Here is a 13,265-nt window from a genome sequence, read left to right on the forward strand (position 1 = left end):
ACCTTGCCGCCCTCGGCGACCGCCAGCCCGCCGCCGGCCTCGCGCAGAGCATTGCCGGCGGCGGCCAGGTCGGCAGGGTCGCGCCCGAAGAGCGTCAGGTTGTGGCTGTCGTGGCTGACGCTGGTGGCAAAGGCACCACGCCAGCTGCCCCAGTTCTCAAGGAAGGCCACGCGCACCGGGGTGCCTGCGCCGTGGCGGTTGACCACCGCCATGCGGATCATGTCCCCGGGCAGCTCAAGCCGGCCGTCCGAAACGGGCACCTCGCGCTCTCCCCACTCGGGGAAGCGGGGTTTCGAGAGGGTGGCGATACGGGCGCTGGTGCCGGTCGCCGGGATCTCGAAATCGGCAGGGGTCAGCGGCGCCAGCTTCATCGTGTCGCGCAGGGCGGCAGGGGCGGCAAGGCGCGGCGCGGGGGCCAGCAGGGCGCCATCGTGGGCGACCAGCCTGCCGTCGGCGATCACCGCCGAGGCGGCGACATCCGCGACGTCGCTCAGCAGCACGATATCGGCGCGGCGGCCCGGGGCGATCAGCCCGAGGTCGGGTCGCCCGATCCGGGTCGCGGCGTTCAGCGTGGCGGCCCGATAGGCCCAGAGCGGCGGCAGCCCGCAGTCGATCAGCCTGCGGATCACCGCGTCCAGCCCGCCCCGGTGCAGCAGGTCGTCGGGGAAGACATCGTCGGTGCAGAGCGTCACCACCTGCGGCAGCTCGCCCAGCCCCAGCAGGGCCTCTGCGAACTCGGGCAGCAGGTGCGCGTGCGAGCCGCGCAGTTCGATGGTGAAGCCGGCTTCCAGCTTGGCCAGCAGGTCGGCGGCCGAGGTCAGCTCGTGATCCGTTTCGACACCGGCGGCGGCGAAACCGGCGAGGTCTCCGCCGGTCAGGCCCCGGCCATGGCCGCAGACCCGCTTGCCGCTGTCCAGACCGGCCTGCACGATGCCGGTGACGCGCGGATCGCCGTCCAGCAGCGGATGCATGGTCATCAGCTCGGCGGCGCCATGGGTGTCGTCGCGGGCCAGCCAGCGGGCCACGACACCGGCGTCGAAATCGGCCCCCGAGACCTCGTAGCCCGGCGCCGAGGGCACGCAGGTCGGCACCAGCGGCAGCAGGCGCAGCGGCAGGTCGCGGGCCACGTCGCAGGCAAAGCCAAGCCCCGCCTCGCCCGCCACATTGGCCAGCTCATGCGGATCCCAGAGCGCCGTCGTCACCCCGCGCGGGACCACCGCCGAGGCGTATTCGGCGGGGCTGACCATCGAGCTTTCCACGTGCATATGCGTGTCGATGAAGCCGGGCACGAGGATCTGGCCGCGCGCGTCCAGCCGCGTGTCCGCATCGCTGCGACTGCCGGGGGCGTGGACCGAGGCGATCAGCGGACCGACCAGCCCGACATCTGCGGCGCGGCTGCGCCCGGTGGCCATGTCCAGCACCTCGGCCCCCTCGATCAGCAGGTCGAAGGGCGCCAGCCCGCGTGCGGCGCGCACGGCGCGGGCGCGCAGTTGCGCGTCGTTGAGATCCTTGGGAAAGGCCATGTCAGTCGTCCGTCTTCAGCGCATCGAGGCAGAGATGCGCGGTATTGCTGGCAACGCCGGTGGCCAGCCGCGTGCGGCCCTGTCCGGTGGCGTCGAAGGTGGTGGCCCCGTAGCTCTCGTCCGGGGTGGTGGATACATGCATCGCGCGGGGCTGGAACTCCAGCGCTTCCGGCCGGGTCAGGGCAAGGGCGGCCACGGGATCGTAGATCGCCATGCCGTCGCGGCCCCGGGACAGGCCGATGTCGAGGTAGCCGCCCAGCAGGTCGCCGGTCAGCGCCTCGCAGCGGGGCATCTCGGCGGGGCCGAAGCGCGCCTGCCGGCAGGCCATCAGGTCGACCACGTCCAGCGGCAGCCCGGCGCGGGCGACCATGTCGGCGGCCTCGGGATCGGCCAGGGCGTTGAACTCGGCCAGCGCCGAATGGTTGCCCGGGCCGGCGCTGCCGCCCATCCAGACAAGGCGCCGGATCCGGGCGGCGGCCTCTGGGTGCTGCTGTATCAACCGGGCGATATTGGTCAGCGGGCCGAGGGCCAGCACCTGCGGCGCCTCTTCGGTGATCAGCCAGCCGGCCAGTGCAGCCATCGCGTCCTCCGAGGCCAGCGGCGCGTCACCCTCTGGCAGGTAGGCGCCCCGGCTCGTCATGCCGCGCGGGCCGAGGATCCGCTGGGCGGTCTCTGCCGTGCGCTTCAGCGGGCGGTCGGCACCGGCGTGTAGCGGCGCGGTGAAGCCGTAATGCGCCGTCGCGCCCCGGGCATTGGCCAGGACCTGCGGCAGCGGCGCATTGCCCGCGACGAGGGAGATCCCGGAGACCTCGACGCCGCCGTGCCGCAGCACCAGCAGCGCCCAGAGGTCATCGAAGCCGTAGTCTGTGTCGACCCAGACCCTCATGCAGAGAGCGGGCGGGCGGTGGCTTCGGGCAGGTCGAACGACAGCGTCTCGCCGATCGCCACCTCGGGCAGCTCGATCGCCGCATCGGCCTTGACCGGGCCAAGGGCGGTGTCGAGCACGTATTCGCGATGCGCGCCCGCGAAGGAGGTCGCCAGCACCCGGCCCTGATGCGGGCCGCTGCCGACACTCACGCCGTCGGGGCGCCAGGCCAGCAGGGGGCTTGCGGGGGCAAAGCCCAGCTCTAGCGCGCCACTGTCGGTGACGGCCTTGGTCCCTTCCACCCGGAAGATGTTCTCGAAGCCCATGAACTCGGCGGCGAAGGCGGTTTCGGGGCGGGCATAGAGATCGGCGGGGGTGCCGAGCTGCTCGATCTTGCCCTCCTTCATCAGCACGATGCGGTCGGCCAGCGCCAGGGCCTCGGCCTGATCGTGGGTGACGAAGACCATGGTGACGCCGGTTTCCTTCTGCACCCGCTGCAGCTCGGTGCGCATTTCGAGACGCAGGCGGGCGTCGAGGTTCGACAGCGGCTCATCCAGCAGCAGCACCTTGGGCTTCATCACCAGCGAGCGGGCCAGCGCGAGGCGCTGCTGTTGCCCGCCCGACATCTCGGCCGGCTTGCGCTTGTCGTAGCCGGTCAGGCCGACGGTCGCCAGACCGGCCTCGGTGCGCTCGCGGATCTCGGCCTCGGGCAACTTCTGCAGGCGCAGGCCGAAGGCGACGTTCTCGAAGGCGTTGAGGTGGGGGAACAGGGCGTAGCTCTGGAACACCAGGCCAATGCCGCGCTTGTTGGCCGGCACCCGGGTCACGTCGCGCCCGTCGATGTGGATGCTGCCCGAGGCCGGATCCAGCAGCCCGGCGATGGCGCGCATGGTGGTGGTCTTGCCGCAGCCCGAGGGCCCGAGAAGGCAGATCAGTTCCCCTTCGCGGATCGACAGGTCGAGGTCGGGCACGGCAACGGATTTGCCGTACATCAGGGTGACATCGGAGAGTTGGACGAAAGTGTCAGACATAACGAGAGAATCCCAGCAGGCGCTCGGCGACGAAGACAATGGCGAGCGACATGAAGGCCAGTAGGGCCGAGAGCGCGGCGACGGAGGGGTCGAAGGTGATCTCCATGTAGGCCAGCATGTCGATGGGCAGGGTGCGGACCCCGGGGCCCGACAGGAACAGCGACACGGGCACCTGGTTGAAGGAGGTCACGAAGCCGAGGATGAAGGCGGCCAGCACGCCGCCCCGGATGTTGGGCAGCACCACCTTGGTGAAGGCCTGCAGGCGCGAGCAGCCGAGCAGCACGGCGGCTTCCTCCATGTCGGCGCGCAGGTTGTGCATCGAGGATGACACCACGCGCACCGCATAGGGCAGCACCAGCGCCGTGTGGGCCATGAAGAGAGCCAGGGTGACGGTCACGCCGGTCGGCACCACGAGGTAACGCAGCAGCGCCAGGCCGACGATGATGCCGGGCACGATGATCGGCGCGGCGACGATGGTGCGGATGGTCTCGGCGCCGGGCAGGGCGTAGCGGTTCAGCGCATAGGCTGCCGGAACGCCCAGCAGAAGGGCGGCCAGGGTGCCGAAGACCGCCAGCGCCATCGACAGCAGGAAGGAGGCGCGGAAGCTCTCGACGGTGAAGACCTTGAGATACCATTTCAGCGTCAGCCCCTCGGGCGGGAAGGCCAGGTAGCTGGTGTCCGAGGCGCCGGCGAGGATGATGATCAGGAAGGGGCCGATCAGGAAGGTCAGCGTCAGCCCCAGGATCACCCAGTTGGCCAGCAGGCGGGAAGAGGTGTTCATGGGCTCTAGCTCCGGGCCGAGGCGATCTTCTTCAGCAGAAGGTTCGCCGAGAAGGACATGACGATCAGGATCATCGCGATCACCGAGGCCGAGACGAAGTCATTGCTGACGTTGACCCGCTGGTAGAGCAGCGTTTCCAGCATCAGCACCTTCGAGCCGCCGAGGATCGCGGGCGTGATGTAGGCGGTCAGCGAGCCGGTGAAGACCAGGGTGCCACCGATGACGAGGCCCTCCTTGGTCAGCGGCAGGATCACCTTGAAGAAGACCGCCAGCCAGCTGGCGCCGAGGACGCGGGCGGCGGGGATGACGTCGCGGGGGATGTTCTCCATCGCGGAGACCAGCGAGATGATCATCAGCGGCAGGAACAGCTGCAGCAGGCCGAGGAAGACGGCGGTTTCGGTGAACAGCAGCCGCAGCGGGGTGTCGGACAGGCCGAGGCCGGTGATCGTCTCGTTGACGATGCCGGTGCGACCGAGGATCACGATCCAGGCATAGGTCCGCGCGACCGGAGAGATCATCAGCGGCAGGACGATCATGCCGAACACCGTGCCGCGCGACTTCGGCTCGAGGTTCACGATGCAGAAGGCGGCGGCGTAGCCGATCACGGCGGCGGTGCCCGCCACCAGCGCGCCCAGCTTCAGCGTGCGCAGGAAGACGGTGCGGTTCAGGGGCGTTGCGAAGAAGTCTATATAGCCCTGCAGCGACCAGCCGCCCTCGAAGCGGAAGGCTTCGGACAGCAGGATGCCAACAGGCACGAGAAAGAGCAGCGTCGAGAAGATGGCGGCCGGAAGGGCAAGGGCCAGACCTTCGCGCGTATTGCGGAACATGGGGCGGTCCTGTCGGCAGGGAAACGGGAACAAGGGTGCCCCGGCGCGTCACGGGGAGGACACGCGCCGGGGCGAAACGGTCGGGCGCGGGGGACGCCCGGCCGATGCTTACTGGATCACCTCGGTGTTCCACTGTTCGACCCAGGCCTCGCGCTGGTCCAGCACGTCGGCGGCGGGCATGATGTTCAGGTTGTCGATGACATCGGCGCCGTAGGTCAGGTTCTCGGCGATCTCGTCAGAGACGACGACTTCCTTGTTGGCGGGGCTGTCCACCTGCATCTCGGCGACCTTGGTCTGCACCTCGGTCGACAGCCAGTAGTCCATGAACTGGTAGGCCAGCTCTTCGTTGCCGTTGTCCTTGGTCATGATCATCACGTTCATGCCGCCGGCCTGGCCTTCCTTGGGGTTGGCCCATGCGAAGGGCAGGGCGGCTTCCTTGAAGCTGCCCCAGGCGAACTTGCCGACCGGCGCGGCGATGACTTCCTGCTGGTTCATCAGCTGCACCAGCTCGGAGGAGCGCGAGTAGAAGGTCACGATGTCGTCGGAATGCTCGCCGATGGTCGAGATGACGGGGCCGTAGCCGCCGGTCTCGCCCAGGGCTTCGGCCAGCATCATCAGGGTCAGCGGGCCCTGGGTGCCGGTGATGTTGGGCAGGGCGACTTCGCCGGCCAGCTCGTCGCTCAGCAGGTCGCCCCAGCTTTCGATCTCGACCAGGTCGGACCGGTAGACGATTGAGGACGCGTAGTAGGTGTAGCCGACCGCCATGCCGTCACCGTTCGGATCCTTGGCGCTGTCATAAAGCTTGTCGAAGTTGCTGAGCCGGGTGCTGTCGATGGGGGCCAGCAGGTCCTTGCGGGCCAGCGCCAGCGCATCCTGGGTCGAGATCACGGCCATGTCGATCACCGGGCTGGCGGCATTGGCTTCGATCTTTGCCATGCGCTCGACCGAGTTGCCGGTCTCGACAATGACGTCGCAGCCGCAGATCTCTTCGAAGGGATCGTAGAGCGCTTCCTTGTACTCGTCCTGGGCGAAGGAATAGACCGAGATCGTCAGGGTCTTGTCCTGGGCCTGGACGGCGGTGGTGGTCAGCGCGGCGGCGGCACAGCCGAGCGCGAGGCGGGAAAGCGTGGTCTTCATCAGTTTGCTCCTGTTGGGTCGGTTTCTGAAGGGAGGGGAGGGGCGGCGGGCGCCCCGGCACGCAGGCGGCGCGGGGCGGTGGTGGACTGGCGCAGCACCAGGGTCATCGGCACGGCGTTGGAGGCGGCCCGGGCCGCGTCGCCCGCGATGCGGCGGGTCAGCACGTCCAGCGCCTGGTCGGCGATGGCCTCGACATTCTGGGCGATGGTGGTCAGCTGGGGATGCATGGCGGTGGCCAGCGGCAGGTCGTCGAAGCCGGTCAGGCTGACATCGCCGGGCACCGAGAGGCCGGCGCGGGACAGGTGGGAATGGGCGCCGAGCGCCAGCAGGTCCGAGGTGGCCATGACCGCCGTCGCACCGGCGGCCACCAGCGCGGGCAGGCGGGCCATGCCGGCCTCGCCCCAGACGGTCTCTGTGCGCGCCGCAGGGCCGAGGCCCGCGATCATGCCGCGGATGCGGTCCTGCTGCACCTCGGAGACCGCGTCGCCGCCCAGCAGGACGACGTGGACATGGCCGAGGCCCGCCACATGGGCGCCCAGCTGGCGCCCGCCGCCGAGGTGGTCCGCCGAAACGGTCGATCCGGGATCTGAGGCCGTGTTGATCGCCACCAGCGGCAGGGCGACCTGCGGCGCGGTGGTGCCCTTCTTGGGCACGATGATGATGCCGTCGACGCCACGACCCGCCAGCTGGGCCAGGGCCTCGTCCTGGCGGGCGTCATCGCCTCGGCTGTCGGCGATCAGGATGCCCAGCCCCCGCGCCTCGGCAGCGATCGACAGGTTCTGCGCGATGCGGGGGAACAGCGGGTTGGTCAGGTCGGGCATGACCAGGCCGAGGATGCCACTCTGCCCGGTCTTCAGGGCCCGCGCGGCGCTGCTGGGACGATAGCCGAGGTGGTCGGCATGGGCGCGGATCTTCCCGGCCAGCTCGTCCGAGACCCGCCCCTTGCCCGAGAGGGCATTGGAGACGGTGGCGGTCGACACCCCGAGATCCCGTGCAATCTGTTTCAGGCTGGCCATTCACTCACCTCGCTTGGTGAAACGATTAATCTGCCGAAAAACCTCACGTCAATGGGTGATGTAACGATTAATCAGCTCGAGCCGCCTGGATCGGTCCGCTTTGCCCAATTTCGAGGCGTTGCGGCGGAGAGGGGGCACCCAGGGGCGCAGGCCCGGTGGAGGGGAGAACAGAAAACGGCGCCGCGGGGGACCCGGGCGCCGTCAGATGTCTTGCCTTGGGGCGGGATCAGGCGGCGAGGCCGCGCGCGCCCATGTCGAGGAATTTCTGGCGCCGCGCCTTGATCAGGGCCTTGCGGTCCATGCCGTCCATCTCTTCCAGCATCGCTTCCAGCGCCCGGCCGACCGAGGTCATGGTCTCTTCGCGGGCGCGATGTGCGCCGCCGGTGGGTTCGGGGATGATACGGTCGATCACCCCGAGGTAATGCAGGTCCTGCGCGGTCAGGCGCATGGCCTCGGCGGCCTCGCGCATCTTCTCGGCGTTCTTCCACAGGATCGAGGCGCAGCCCTCGGGCGAGATCACCGAGTAGATCGAATGTTCCAGCATGGCGACCTTGTTGGCCGCCGCGATCGCCACCGCGCCACCCGAGCCACCTTCACCGATGACGACCGAGATCATCGGCACGCCAAGCTGCAGGCATTTCTCGGTCGACCGGGCGATGGCCTCGGACTGGCCGCGCTCTTCGGCGCCCTTGCCGGGATAGGCGCCGGCGGTGTCGACGAGGGAGATCACCGGCAGGTTGAACTTGTCGGCCAGCTCCATCAGGCGGATCGCCTTGCGGTAGCCCTCGGGGCGGGCCATGCCGAAGTTGCGCTCGATGCGCGACTTGGTGTCATGGCCCTTCTCGTGGCCGATCACCACGACGGGGCGGTCGCCCAGGCGCGCAAGGCCGCCCATGACGGCGAGATCCTCGGCAAAGTTCCGGTCGCCCGCCAGCGGGGTGAACTCGTTGAACAGGGCCTGGATGTAGTCCTTGCAATGCGGGCGGTCGGGATGCCGCGCCACCTGGCATTTCCGCCAGGGCGTCAGCTTGGAATAAAGGTCCACCAGCATGTCGGCGGCCTTCTTGTCCAGCGCCGCGGCTTCGGACTCGATATCCATTTCCTCGTTCGAGCGGGCCATGGCCCGCAGCTCCTCGGCCTTGCCTTCGATCTCGGCAAGGGGACGTTCGAAATCGAGGTAGTTCGTCATCTGGCGCCTCCGCTTCGGTCGGTCGTTATATGCCGTCCTGACGGCTGAAGTGCAATAAGGCAAGATTTGCCGGGGCGGCATCCGGCACAGAGGGGCCGGTAAAGGAGACCTCATGACGGCAAGCTACGAGGACCGCCTGCTGCGGGTGATGGACCATATCCATGCCAATCCGGGCGGCGACCTGTCGCTGGATGCCCTGGCCGAGGTGGCGGCGATGAGCCGCTTTCACTGGCACCGGGTGTTCCGCGCCATGACCGGCGAGACCTGCGCCCAGGCGGTGCGGCGCATCCGCATGCACCTGGCCGCCTGCGCCCTCGCCGGTGGCGACGATCCGGTCGGGCAGATCGCCCGCAGCGTCGGCTATCCCGATCCGGACAGCTTCGCCCGCACCTTCGCGGCCCGGTATGGGCACAGCCCCCTGCGCTTCCGTCACGAGGCCCCTTTCCGCCCGAAACTGGAAACCTTCAGAAAGGATGGCACTATGACCTCCGCACCAGCTCCCTACCCGATCGAGCTGCGCGCCGCGCCGGCCCGCCGCCTGGTGGGGCTGCCGCACCGGGGCAGCTACTTCAGGATCTCCGAGGCCTATTCGCGGCTCGGGCCGATCCTTTCGGCGCGGGGCCTCTGGCCGCAGGTCGGCCCGATGGTGGCGCTGTATTACGACGATATCAGTGCCGTGCCCGAGGCAGAGCTGCGCAGCTTCGCCGCCGTGCAGATCCCCGAGGACATGCCGCTGCCCGAGGGCCTGGAGGAAGAACGGCTGGAGGCTGCCGAAACCGTGGTGCTGACCTTCCGGGGTCCCTATGCCGGTCTGCACGCGGCCTACCAGCATCTCTATGAAACCTGGCTGCCCGCCTCGGGGCGCGAGCCCCTCGACCAGCCGCCTTACGAGGTCTACCTGAACTCGCCCATGGATACCGCGCCCGACGATCTGCTGACCGAGATCTCGATCGCGCTGCAATCCTAGCCTGCCGAGAGCGCGCGCATCGCCTGATGCGGCGAGGTCAGGACGGGCAGGCCCAGATCGCCCAGCAAGGCCGCCGCGCCGGCCATCGAGGCCTGGGCCAGCACCACGACATCCACGCCCCCGTCGCGCAGGGCGGTGCGGATCGCTTCGGCGATATGGGCATGGAAGGCGGCGCTGTCGCCGGTCTCGAACAGGGGCCAGGCCTCGGGCAGGGGCAGGGGGCGCACCTCTGCGCCGGGGGCGGTGAGGCTTTCCAGCAACCCGAGGCTGGGCGCGCGGGTGCTCTCCAGCACGTAGACCATCAGGATGCGCCTGCCGATCCGCGCGGCCTGCTGCATCATCGGGCGGTCGACGCGCAGCGCGCCCAGTTCCTCGGCCAGCGGGCCGAGGGTGGTGCAGGTGCAGACGACCGGGCCGTCGGCTCCGGCGATCAGGGCGGCGATCTGCGGCCGCAGCGCCTCGGCGCGGCCGGCGCGGGCCTCGGCCAGCCAGTCCGGGCGCACCAAGTGGCGCAGGGCCAGCCCCGGCGCGAGGGTCTCGCGCAGGGTGTCGAAGGTCGCCACGTGGACCTCGGCGGTGTGCAGCATCAGGGCCATGGCCTAGTGATAGACGACGGGCACCAGCGAGGCCACCAGCAGCACGGCCATGGTCCAGTTGAAGGCGCGCAGCATGGCGGGGCGGTTCAGCAGCCGGCGCAGCTGCTGGCCCATCAGGATCCAGACAGAGTTCGACGGGATCGCTACCAGTGCGAAGCAGCCGGCGATCAGCAGCACGTAGGTCAGGTTGCGCTCGGGCGCATAGAGGGTGATGGCGCTCATCCCCATGGCCCAGGCCTTGGGGTTGACCCACTGGAAGGCGGCAGCCTGCAGGAAGGTCATCGGCCTGCCCTGCGCGGCGGCGCTGTTTTCCGGCGGGGCGGCATGGGCGATCTTCCACGCAAGGTAGAGAAGGTAGATCCCGCAGCCCACCATCAGCACCTGCCGCGCCATCGGGTAGAAGTCGAAGACCTGCATCAGCCCCAGCCCGACCAGCAGGATCATCACCGAGAAGCCGACCGCAATGCCCAGCATGTGCGGCACCGTGCGGCGATAGCCGAAGTTCGCCCCCGAGGCCATGACCATCAGGTTGTTGGGGCCGGGGGTGATCGTGCCGACGAGGCAGAAGACGAAGATCGCGGTCAGAAGCTGGAAGGTCATCGGGGTGGCTCCGGGGCGGTGGCATCCCTCTGATGCCACCTGTTGCGCAATCCTAGCCCGGTGCCGGCGGCATGGGCTTGCAAACTGCGGCGCAAGATGCGCTATCCTGCAATCCATGGCGAAGATGGATGAGCTGAACCGAAAGATATTGCGCGAGCTGTCCCGCGACGGCCGCATCTCGAATCTCGACCTGGCCGAGCGGGTCGGCCTCTCGCCCTCGGCCTGCCTGCGCCGGGTGCAGGAGCTGGAGCGGTCCGGCGTGATCTTGGGATATCGCGCGGTTCTGGACGGCGAGGCCATGGGCACGGGCTTCGTCGCCTATGCCTCGGTCGGGCTGTCCGAACATACCAAGGCCGCGCAGGAGGCCTTCGAGAAGGCCATGATCGCGGCCCCGGAATGCCGCGAATGCCACAACATCACCGGGTCGCGCGAATACCTGCTGCGGATCGAGGCCGAGAGCCTCGCCGCCTACAAGCGCTTTCATACGGATGTGCTGGGCACGCTGCCCCATGTCTCGGCCCTGACCACCTACGTGGTCATGGGCTCTCCCAAGGACGAGCGCGCCTGAGGGGCTACTGGCAGTAGGCCGCCTGTTCCTGCAGGGCCTGGGACGAGCCGGACAGGCTGATCGGCAGCTCCTGCCCCTCGATCACCAGCTCGGTGCCGCGACGCAGGTCGCCAAGGAAGGCTTCCAGCTGGTCGGTGCCCGCAAAAACCATGCGGTAGCCGTGGATATCCCCCCGCGAGATCGCGGGGTCGGCGGTCACGCCGGTCTCTTCGACGGCGAAGGTCATGGCGCGGTCGTCGACGCGGAAGACCACGCGGTCGCCTTCCAGCTTGTCGCCGAAGCCCAGCCGGATCGAGCGGTCGTCGCCCTCGCAGCGGATCGAGAAATAGTCGCCCTGCATGGCGCGCTCTTCGCTGAGGTACATCAGCAGCCCGTTCTTGTCGGCCTCCTTGCTCTGCATCCAGTGCTCGGCAAAGATCTTGGCGACCTCGTTCTCGACCACGTCCTGCGCGGCCAGCGGCAGGGGGGCGGCAAGAAGGGCAAGGCCAAGCGCAAGGCGGCGGGCAAGCTGGGGGGCGGTGCAAATGGGGCGCATCTGGTCTCTCCGGTGATCGTCCGCCGCAACCTATACCGGATTCGCCCGGTGCCAAGGGGGCAGAGGCCCCCGGCCGTTCACCTCGGCGTCAGTGCGCCGCATTCAGGGGCGTATCCTTCCGGGGCTCGGCTGGGCGGCTAATCCATTCGTTTGCGTAGGTTTTGCCGTGTCCGGGGGGCTGAAATGGGAAGCGCCCGCGAGTCCTCCTCACGCGGGCGCTTCACCGAGCGAGCTGCGGTCAGACCCCGCAGGCAATCAGCTCGGCTTGTTTCAGGCATACTTCTGCCCGCAGGATAGATGCGCTGTCAACTAGTCTTCGGGTGCGGGCTTCTGCGATGTCGGGCAGAGGCGGCGGGGCGCGCGGTGAAGGCGTGGGGCGGTTCTCTGGGCGGGGCGCCGTGAACGGCGCCGGGGACGCAGGGGGGGGCGCGCAGATCACCTTGGGTCAACGCGGATCGGCGCGCGGAGGGGTGTCCGGGGAAGAATCTTCGACAGTTATCCTTAAATCCGGGAGAGATCGGCGGAATTTCCGTCTGATGCGCGCAATTTGCAAACACCTTGATGGGAAAAGGGCGCAGTCTCGGGTCAAACATCCTCAGGGAGACCACTGACATGATCGAGACCCCGTATCTTCTCTTCCTCGGCGACGCGCCGGACGGGCTGGCCGCCAAGGTCGCGCAGGGCATCAAGGACTGGCGCCCCGACAACTGCGTCGGCCAGTTCCGCATGGAAGGCTGCAAGGCCGACATGAAGCTGCCCGACATGACCCTGGCCGAGGCCAAGGCTGCCGGTGCCAAGACGCTGGTGATCGGCGTCGCCAACCGTGGCGGCGTGATCAGCCAGGCCTGGAAGAAAGTGCTGATCGAGGCGCTGGAAGAGGGCTTCGACATCGCCTCGGGCCTGCACAACCTGCTGCGCAACGAACCCGACCTGAAGGCCGTCGCCGAGGCAACGGGGCGCACGCTGCATGACGTCCGCATCCCCTCGGTCCAGTACCCGATCGCCAATGGCGAGAAGCGGACCGGCAAGCGCTGCCTGGCCGTCGGCACCGACTGTTCCGTCGGCAAGATGTACACTGCGCTCTGCATGGATCGCGAGATGAAGGAGCGCGGCCTGAAGTCCTCCTTCCGCGCCACCGGCCAGACCGGCATCCTGGTGACCGGCGACGGCGTGCCGCTGGATGCGGTGATCGCCGACTTCATGGCCGGGTCCATCGAATACCTGACGCCCGACAACGACGATGACCACTGGGACATGATCGAAGGCCAGGGCTCGCTGTTCCACGCCTCCTACTCGGGCGTGACCATGGCGCTGATCCACGGCGGCCAGCCCGATGCGCTGGTGCTCTGCCACGAGCCGACCCGCGAGCACATGCGCGGCCTGCCGGGCTACAAGCTGCCCTCGCTGGAGCAGGTGCGCGACATGGCGATGACCCTGGCCTCCTGGGTGAACCCGGACGTCAAGGTCGTGGGCATCTCGGTGAACACGCAGCACATGTCCGAAGAGGACGCCCGTGCCTACCTCGCGAAGGTCGAGGCAGAGATGGGCCTGCCCGCCACCGACCCCTACCGTTATGGCGCCGGCCCGCTGGTCGACGCGCTGGTTGCGCTCGGCTGATCGACGCGGCCCG

General features: G+C 68.6%; 14 protein-coding genes. 3 read left to right on the plus strand and 11 right to left on the minus strand.

The genetic code is table 11. The features are described from left to right. From OS124_RS0117140 to OS124_RS0117175, 8 genes are all read right to left on the minus strand, one after another. Positions 1-1,523: adenine deaminase (locus OS124_RS0117140; protein ID WP_010141066.1), on the minus strand; the 1,523-nt coding region annotated here is incomplete at its 3' end. A gap of 1 nt (position 1,524) precedes the next feature. After that, positions 1,525-2,409 (minus strand): nucleoside hydrolase, encoded by an 885-nt coding sequence (locus tag OS124_RS25080; protein WP_010141068.1) that lies wholly within the window; start codon positions 2,407-2,409, stop codon positions 1,525-1,527. Beyond that, positions 2,406-3,419 carry an ABC transporter ATP-binding protein gene (locus OS124_RS0117150; protein WP_010141069.1) on the minus strand — a complete coding sequence of 338 codons (1,014 nt, stop codon included), beginning with the start codon at positions 3,417-3,419 and terminating at the stop codon, positions 2,406-2,408. The genes OS124_RS25080 and OS124_RS0117150 overlap by 4 nt, the downstream gene beginning before the upstream one ends. Beyond that, the gene (locus OS124_RS0117155; protein WP_010141070.1) at positions 3,412-4,200 is read right to left on the minus strand and encodes an ABC transporter permease; all 789 of its coding nucleotides are present in this window, start codon (positions 4,198-4,200) and stop codon (positions 3,412-3,414) included. The genes OS124_RS0117150 and OS124_RS0117155 overlap by 8 nt, the downstream gene beginning before the upstream one ends. 5 nt (positions 4,201-4,205) lie before the next feature. Continuing rightward, positions 4,206-5,027: an ABC transporter permease gene (locus tag OS124_RS0117160; RefSeq protein WP_010141071.1), complete on the minus strand. Its 822-nt coding sequence runs from the start codon at positions 5,025-5,027 to the stop codon at positions 4,206-4,208. A gap of 108 nt (positions 5,028-5,135) precedes the next feature. Then, positions 5,136-6,164 carry an ABC transporter substrate-binding protein gene (locus OS124_RS0117165; RefSeq protein WP_010141072.1) on the minus strand — a complete coding sequence of 343 codons (1,029 nt, stop codon included), beginning with the start codon at positions 6,162-6,164 and terminating at the stop codon, positions 5,136-5,138. Next, positions 6,164-7,180 (minus strand): LacI family DNA-binding transcriptional regulator, encoded by a 1,017-nt coding sequence (locus OS124_RS0117170; protein WP_010141073.1) that lies wholly within the window; start codon positions 7,178-7,180, stop codon positions 6,164-6,166. Before OS124_RS0117170 ends, OS124_RS0117165 begins: the two co-directional genes overlap by 1 nt. Before the next feature lie 226 nt (positions 7,181-7,406). Continuing rightward, a complete protein-coding gene (locus tag OS124_RS0117175; RefSeq protein WP_010141074.1) occupies positions 7,407-8,369 on the minus strand; it encodes an acetyl-CoA carboxylase carboxyltransferase subunit alpha in 963 nt (320 codons plus the stop codon). Between the two features lie 112 nt (positions 8,370-8,481). Between OS124_RS0117175 and OS124_RS0117180 the strand changes: the two genes are divergently transcribed. Continuing rightward, on the plus strand, positions 8,482-9,336 hold the full coding sequence (locus tag OS124_RS0117180) for an AraC family transcriptional regulator (RefSeq protein ID WP_010141075.1): 855 nt from the start codon (positions 8,482-8,484) through the stop codon (positions 9,334-9,336). Here the strand turns inward: OS124_RS0117180 and OS124_RS0117185 are convergent. Both OS124_RS0117185 and OS124_RS0117190 read right to left on the minus strand, forming a co-directional pair. Then, a complete protein-coding gene (locus tag OS124_RS0117185) occupies positions 9,333-9,932 on the minus strand; it encodes a hypothetical protein (protein ID WP_010141076.1) in 600 nt (199 codons plus the stop codon). The genes OS124_RS0117180 and OS124_RS0117185 overlap by 4 nt on opposite strands. 3 nt (positions 9,933-9,935) lie before the next feature. Then, positions 9,936-10,532, minus strand: a complete 597-nt coding sequence (locus tag OS124_RS0117190) for a LysE family translocator (protein WP_010141077.1) — start codon at positions 10,530-10,532, stop codon at positions 9,936-9,938. Between the two features lie 115 nt (positions 10,533-10,647). On the opposite strand from OS124_RS0117190, the gene OS124_RS0117195 reads away from it, so the two are divergent. Then, entirely contained in the window at positions 10,648-11,100 is a 453-nt protein-coding gene (locus tag OS124_RS0117195) for an Lrp/AsnC family transcriptional regulator (protein WP_010141078.1), read from the plus strand. Positions 11,101-11,104: 4 nt separating this feature from the next. On the opposite strand, the gene OS124_RS0117200 is transcribed toward OS124_RS0117195, so the two are convergent. Then, positions 11,105-11,635: a hypothetical protein gene (locus tag OS124_RS0117200; protein ID WP_010141079.1), complete on the minus strand. Its 531-nt coding sequence runs from the start codon at positions 11,633-11,635 to the stop codon at positions 11,105-11,107. 612 nt (positions 11,636-12,247) lie between these two features. Between OS124_RS0117200 and dgcN the strand changes: the two genes are divergently transcribed. Continuing rightward, the gene (gene dgcN, locus OS124_RS0117205) at positions 12,248-13,252 is read left to right on the plus strand and encodes an N-acetyltransferase DgcN (RefSeq protein ID WP_010141081.1); all 1,005 of its coding nucleotides are present in this window, start codon (positions 12,248-12,250) and stop codon (positions 13,250-13,252) included. Positions 13,253-13,265: the final 13 nt, after the last annotated feature.

This window comes from Oceanicola sp. S124 (genome assembly GCF_000220565.1).
GTDB lineage: Bacteria > Pseudomonadota > Alphaproteobacteria > Rhodobacterales > Rhodobacteraceae > Pseudooceanicola.

What these genes read in the sequence shown, in the direction of transcription:
- OS124_RS0117180 (WP_010141075.1), top strand. Translation starts at nt 8,482, where the DNA reads ATGACGGCAAGCTACGAGGACCGCCTGCTGCGGGTGATGGACCATATC.
- dgcN (WP_010141081.1), top strand. Translation starts at nt 12,248, where the DNA reads ATGATCGAGACCCCGTATCTTCTCTTCCTCGGCGACGCGCCGGACGGG.
- OS124_RS0117200 (WP_010141079.1), bottom strand. Translation starts at nt 11,635, where the DNA reads ATGCGCCCCATTTGCACCGCCCCCCAGCTTGCCCGCCGCCTTGCGCTT.
- OS124_RS0117155 (WP_010141070.1), bottom strand. Translation starts at nt 4,200, where the DNA reads ATGAACACCTCTTCCCGCCTGCTGGCCAACTGGGTGATCCTGGGGCTG.
- OS124_RS0117150 (WP_010141069.1), bottom strand. Translation starts at nt 3,419, where the DNA reads ATGTCTGACACTTTCGTCCAACTCTCCGATGTCACCCTGATGTACGGC.
- OS124_RS0117185 (WP_010141076.1), bottom strand. Translation starts at nt 9,932, where the DNA reads ATGGCCCTGATGCTGCACACCGCCGAGGTCCACGTGGCGACCTTCGAC.
- OS124_RS0117190 (WP_010141077.1), bottom strand. Translation starts at nt 10,532, where the DNA reads ATGACCTTCCAGCTTCTGACCGCGATCTTCGTCTTCTGCCTCGTCGGC.
- OS124_RS0117165 (WP_010141072.1), bottom strand. Translation starts at nt 6,164, where the DNA reads ATGAAGACCACGCTTTCCCGCCTCGCGCTCGGCTGTGCCGCCGCCGCG.
- OS124_RS0117175 (WP_010141074.1), bottom strand. Translation starts at nt 8,369, where the DNA reads ATGACGAACTACCTCGATTTCGAACGTCCCCTTGCCGAGATCGAAGGC.
- OS124_RS0117160 (WP_010141071.1), bottom strand. Translation starts at nt 5,027, where the DNA reads ATGTTCCGCAATACGCGCGAAGGTCTGGCCCTTGCCCTTCCGGCCGCC.
- OS124_RS0117195 (WP_010141078.1), top strand. Translation starts at nt 10,648, where the DNA reads ATGGCGAAGATGGATGAGCTGAACCGAAAGATATTGCGCGAGCTGTCC.
- OS124_RS25080 (WP_010141068.1), bottom strand. Translation starts at nt 2,409, where the DNA reads ATGAGGGTCTGGGTCGACACAGACTACGGCTTCGATGACCTCTGGGCG.
- OS124_RS0117170 (WP_010141073.1), bottom strand. Translation starts at nt 7,180, where the DNA reads ATGGCCAGCCTGAAACAGATTGCACGGGATCTCGGGGTGTCGACCGCC.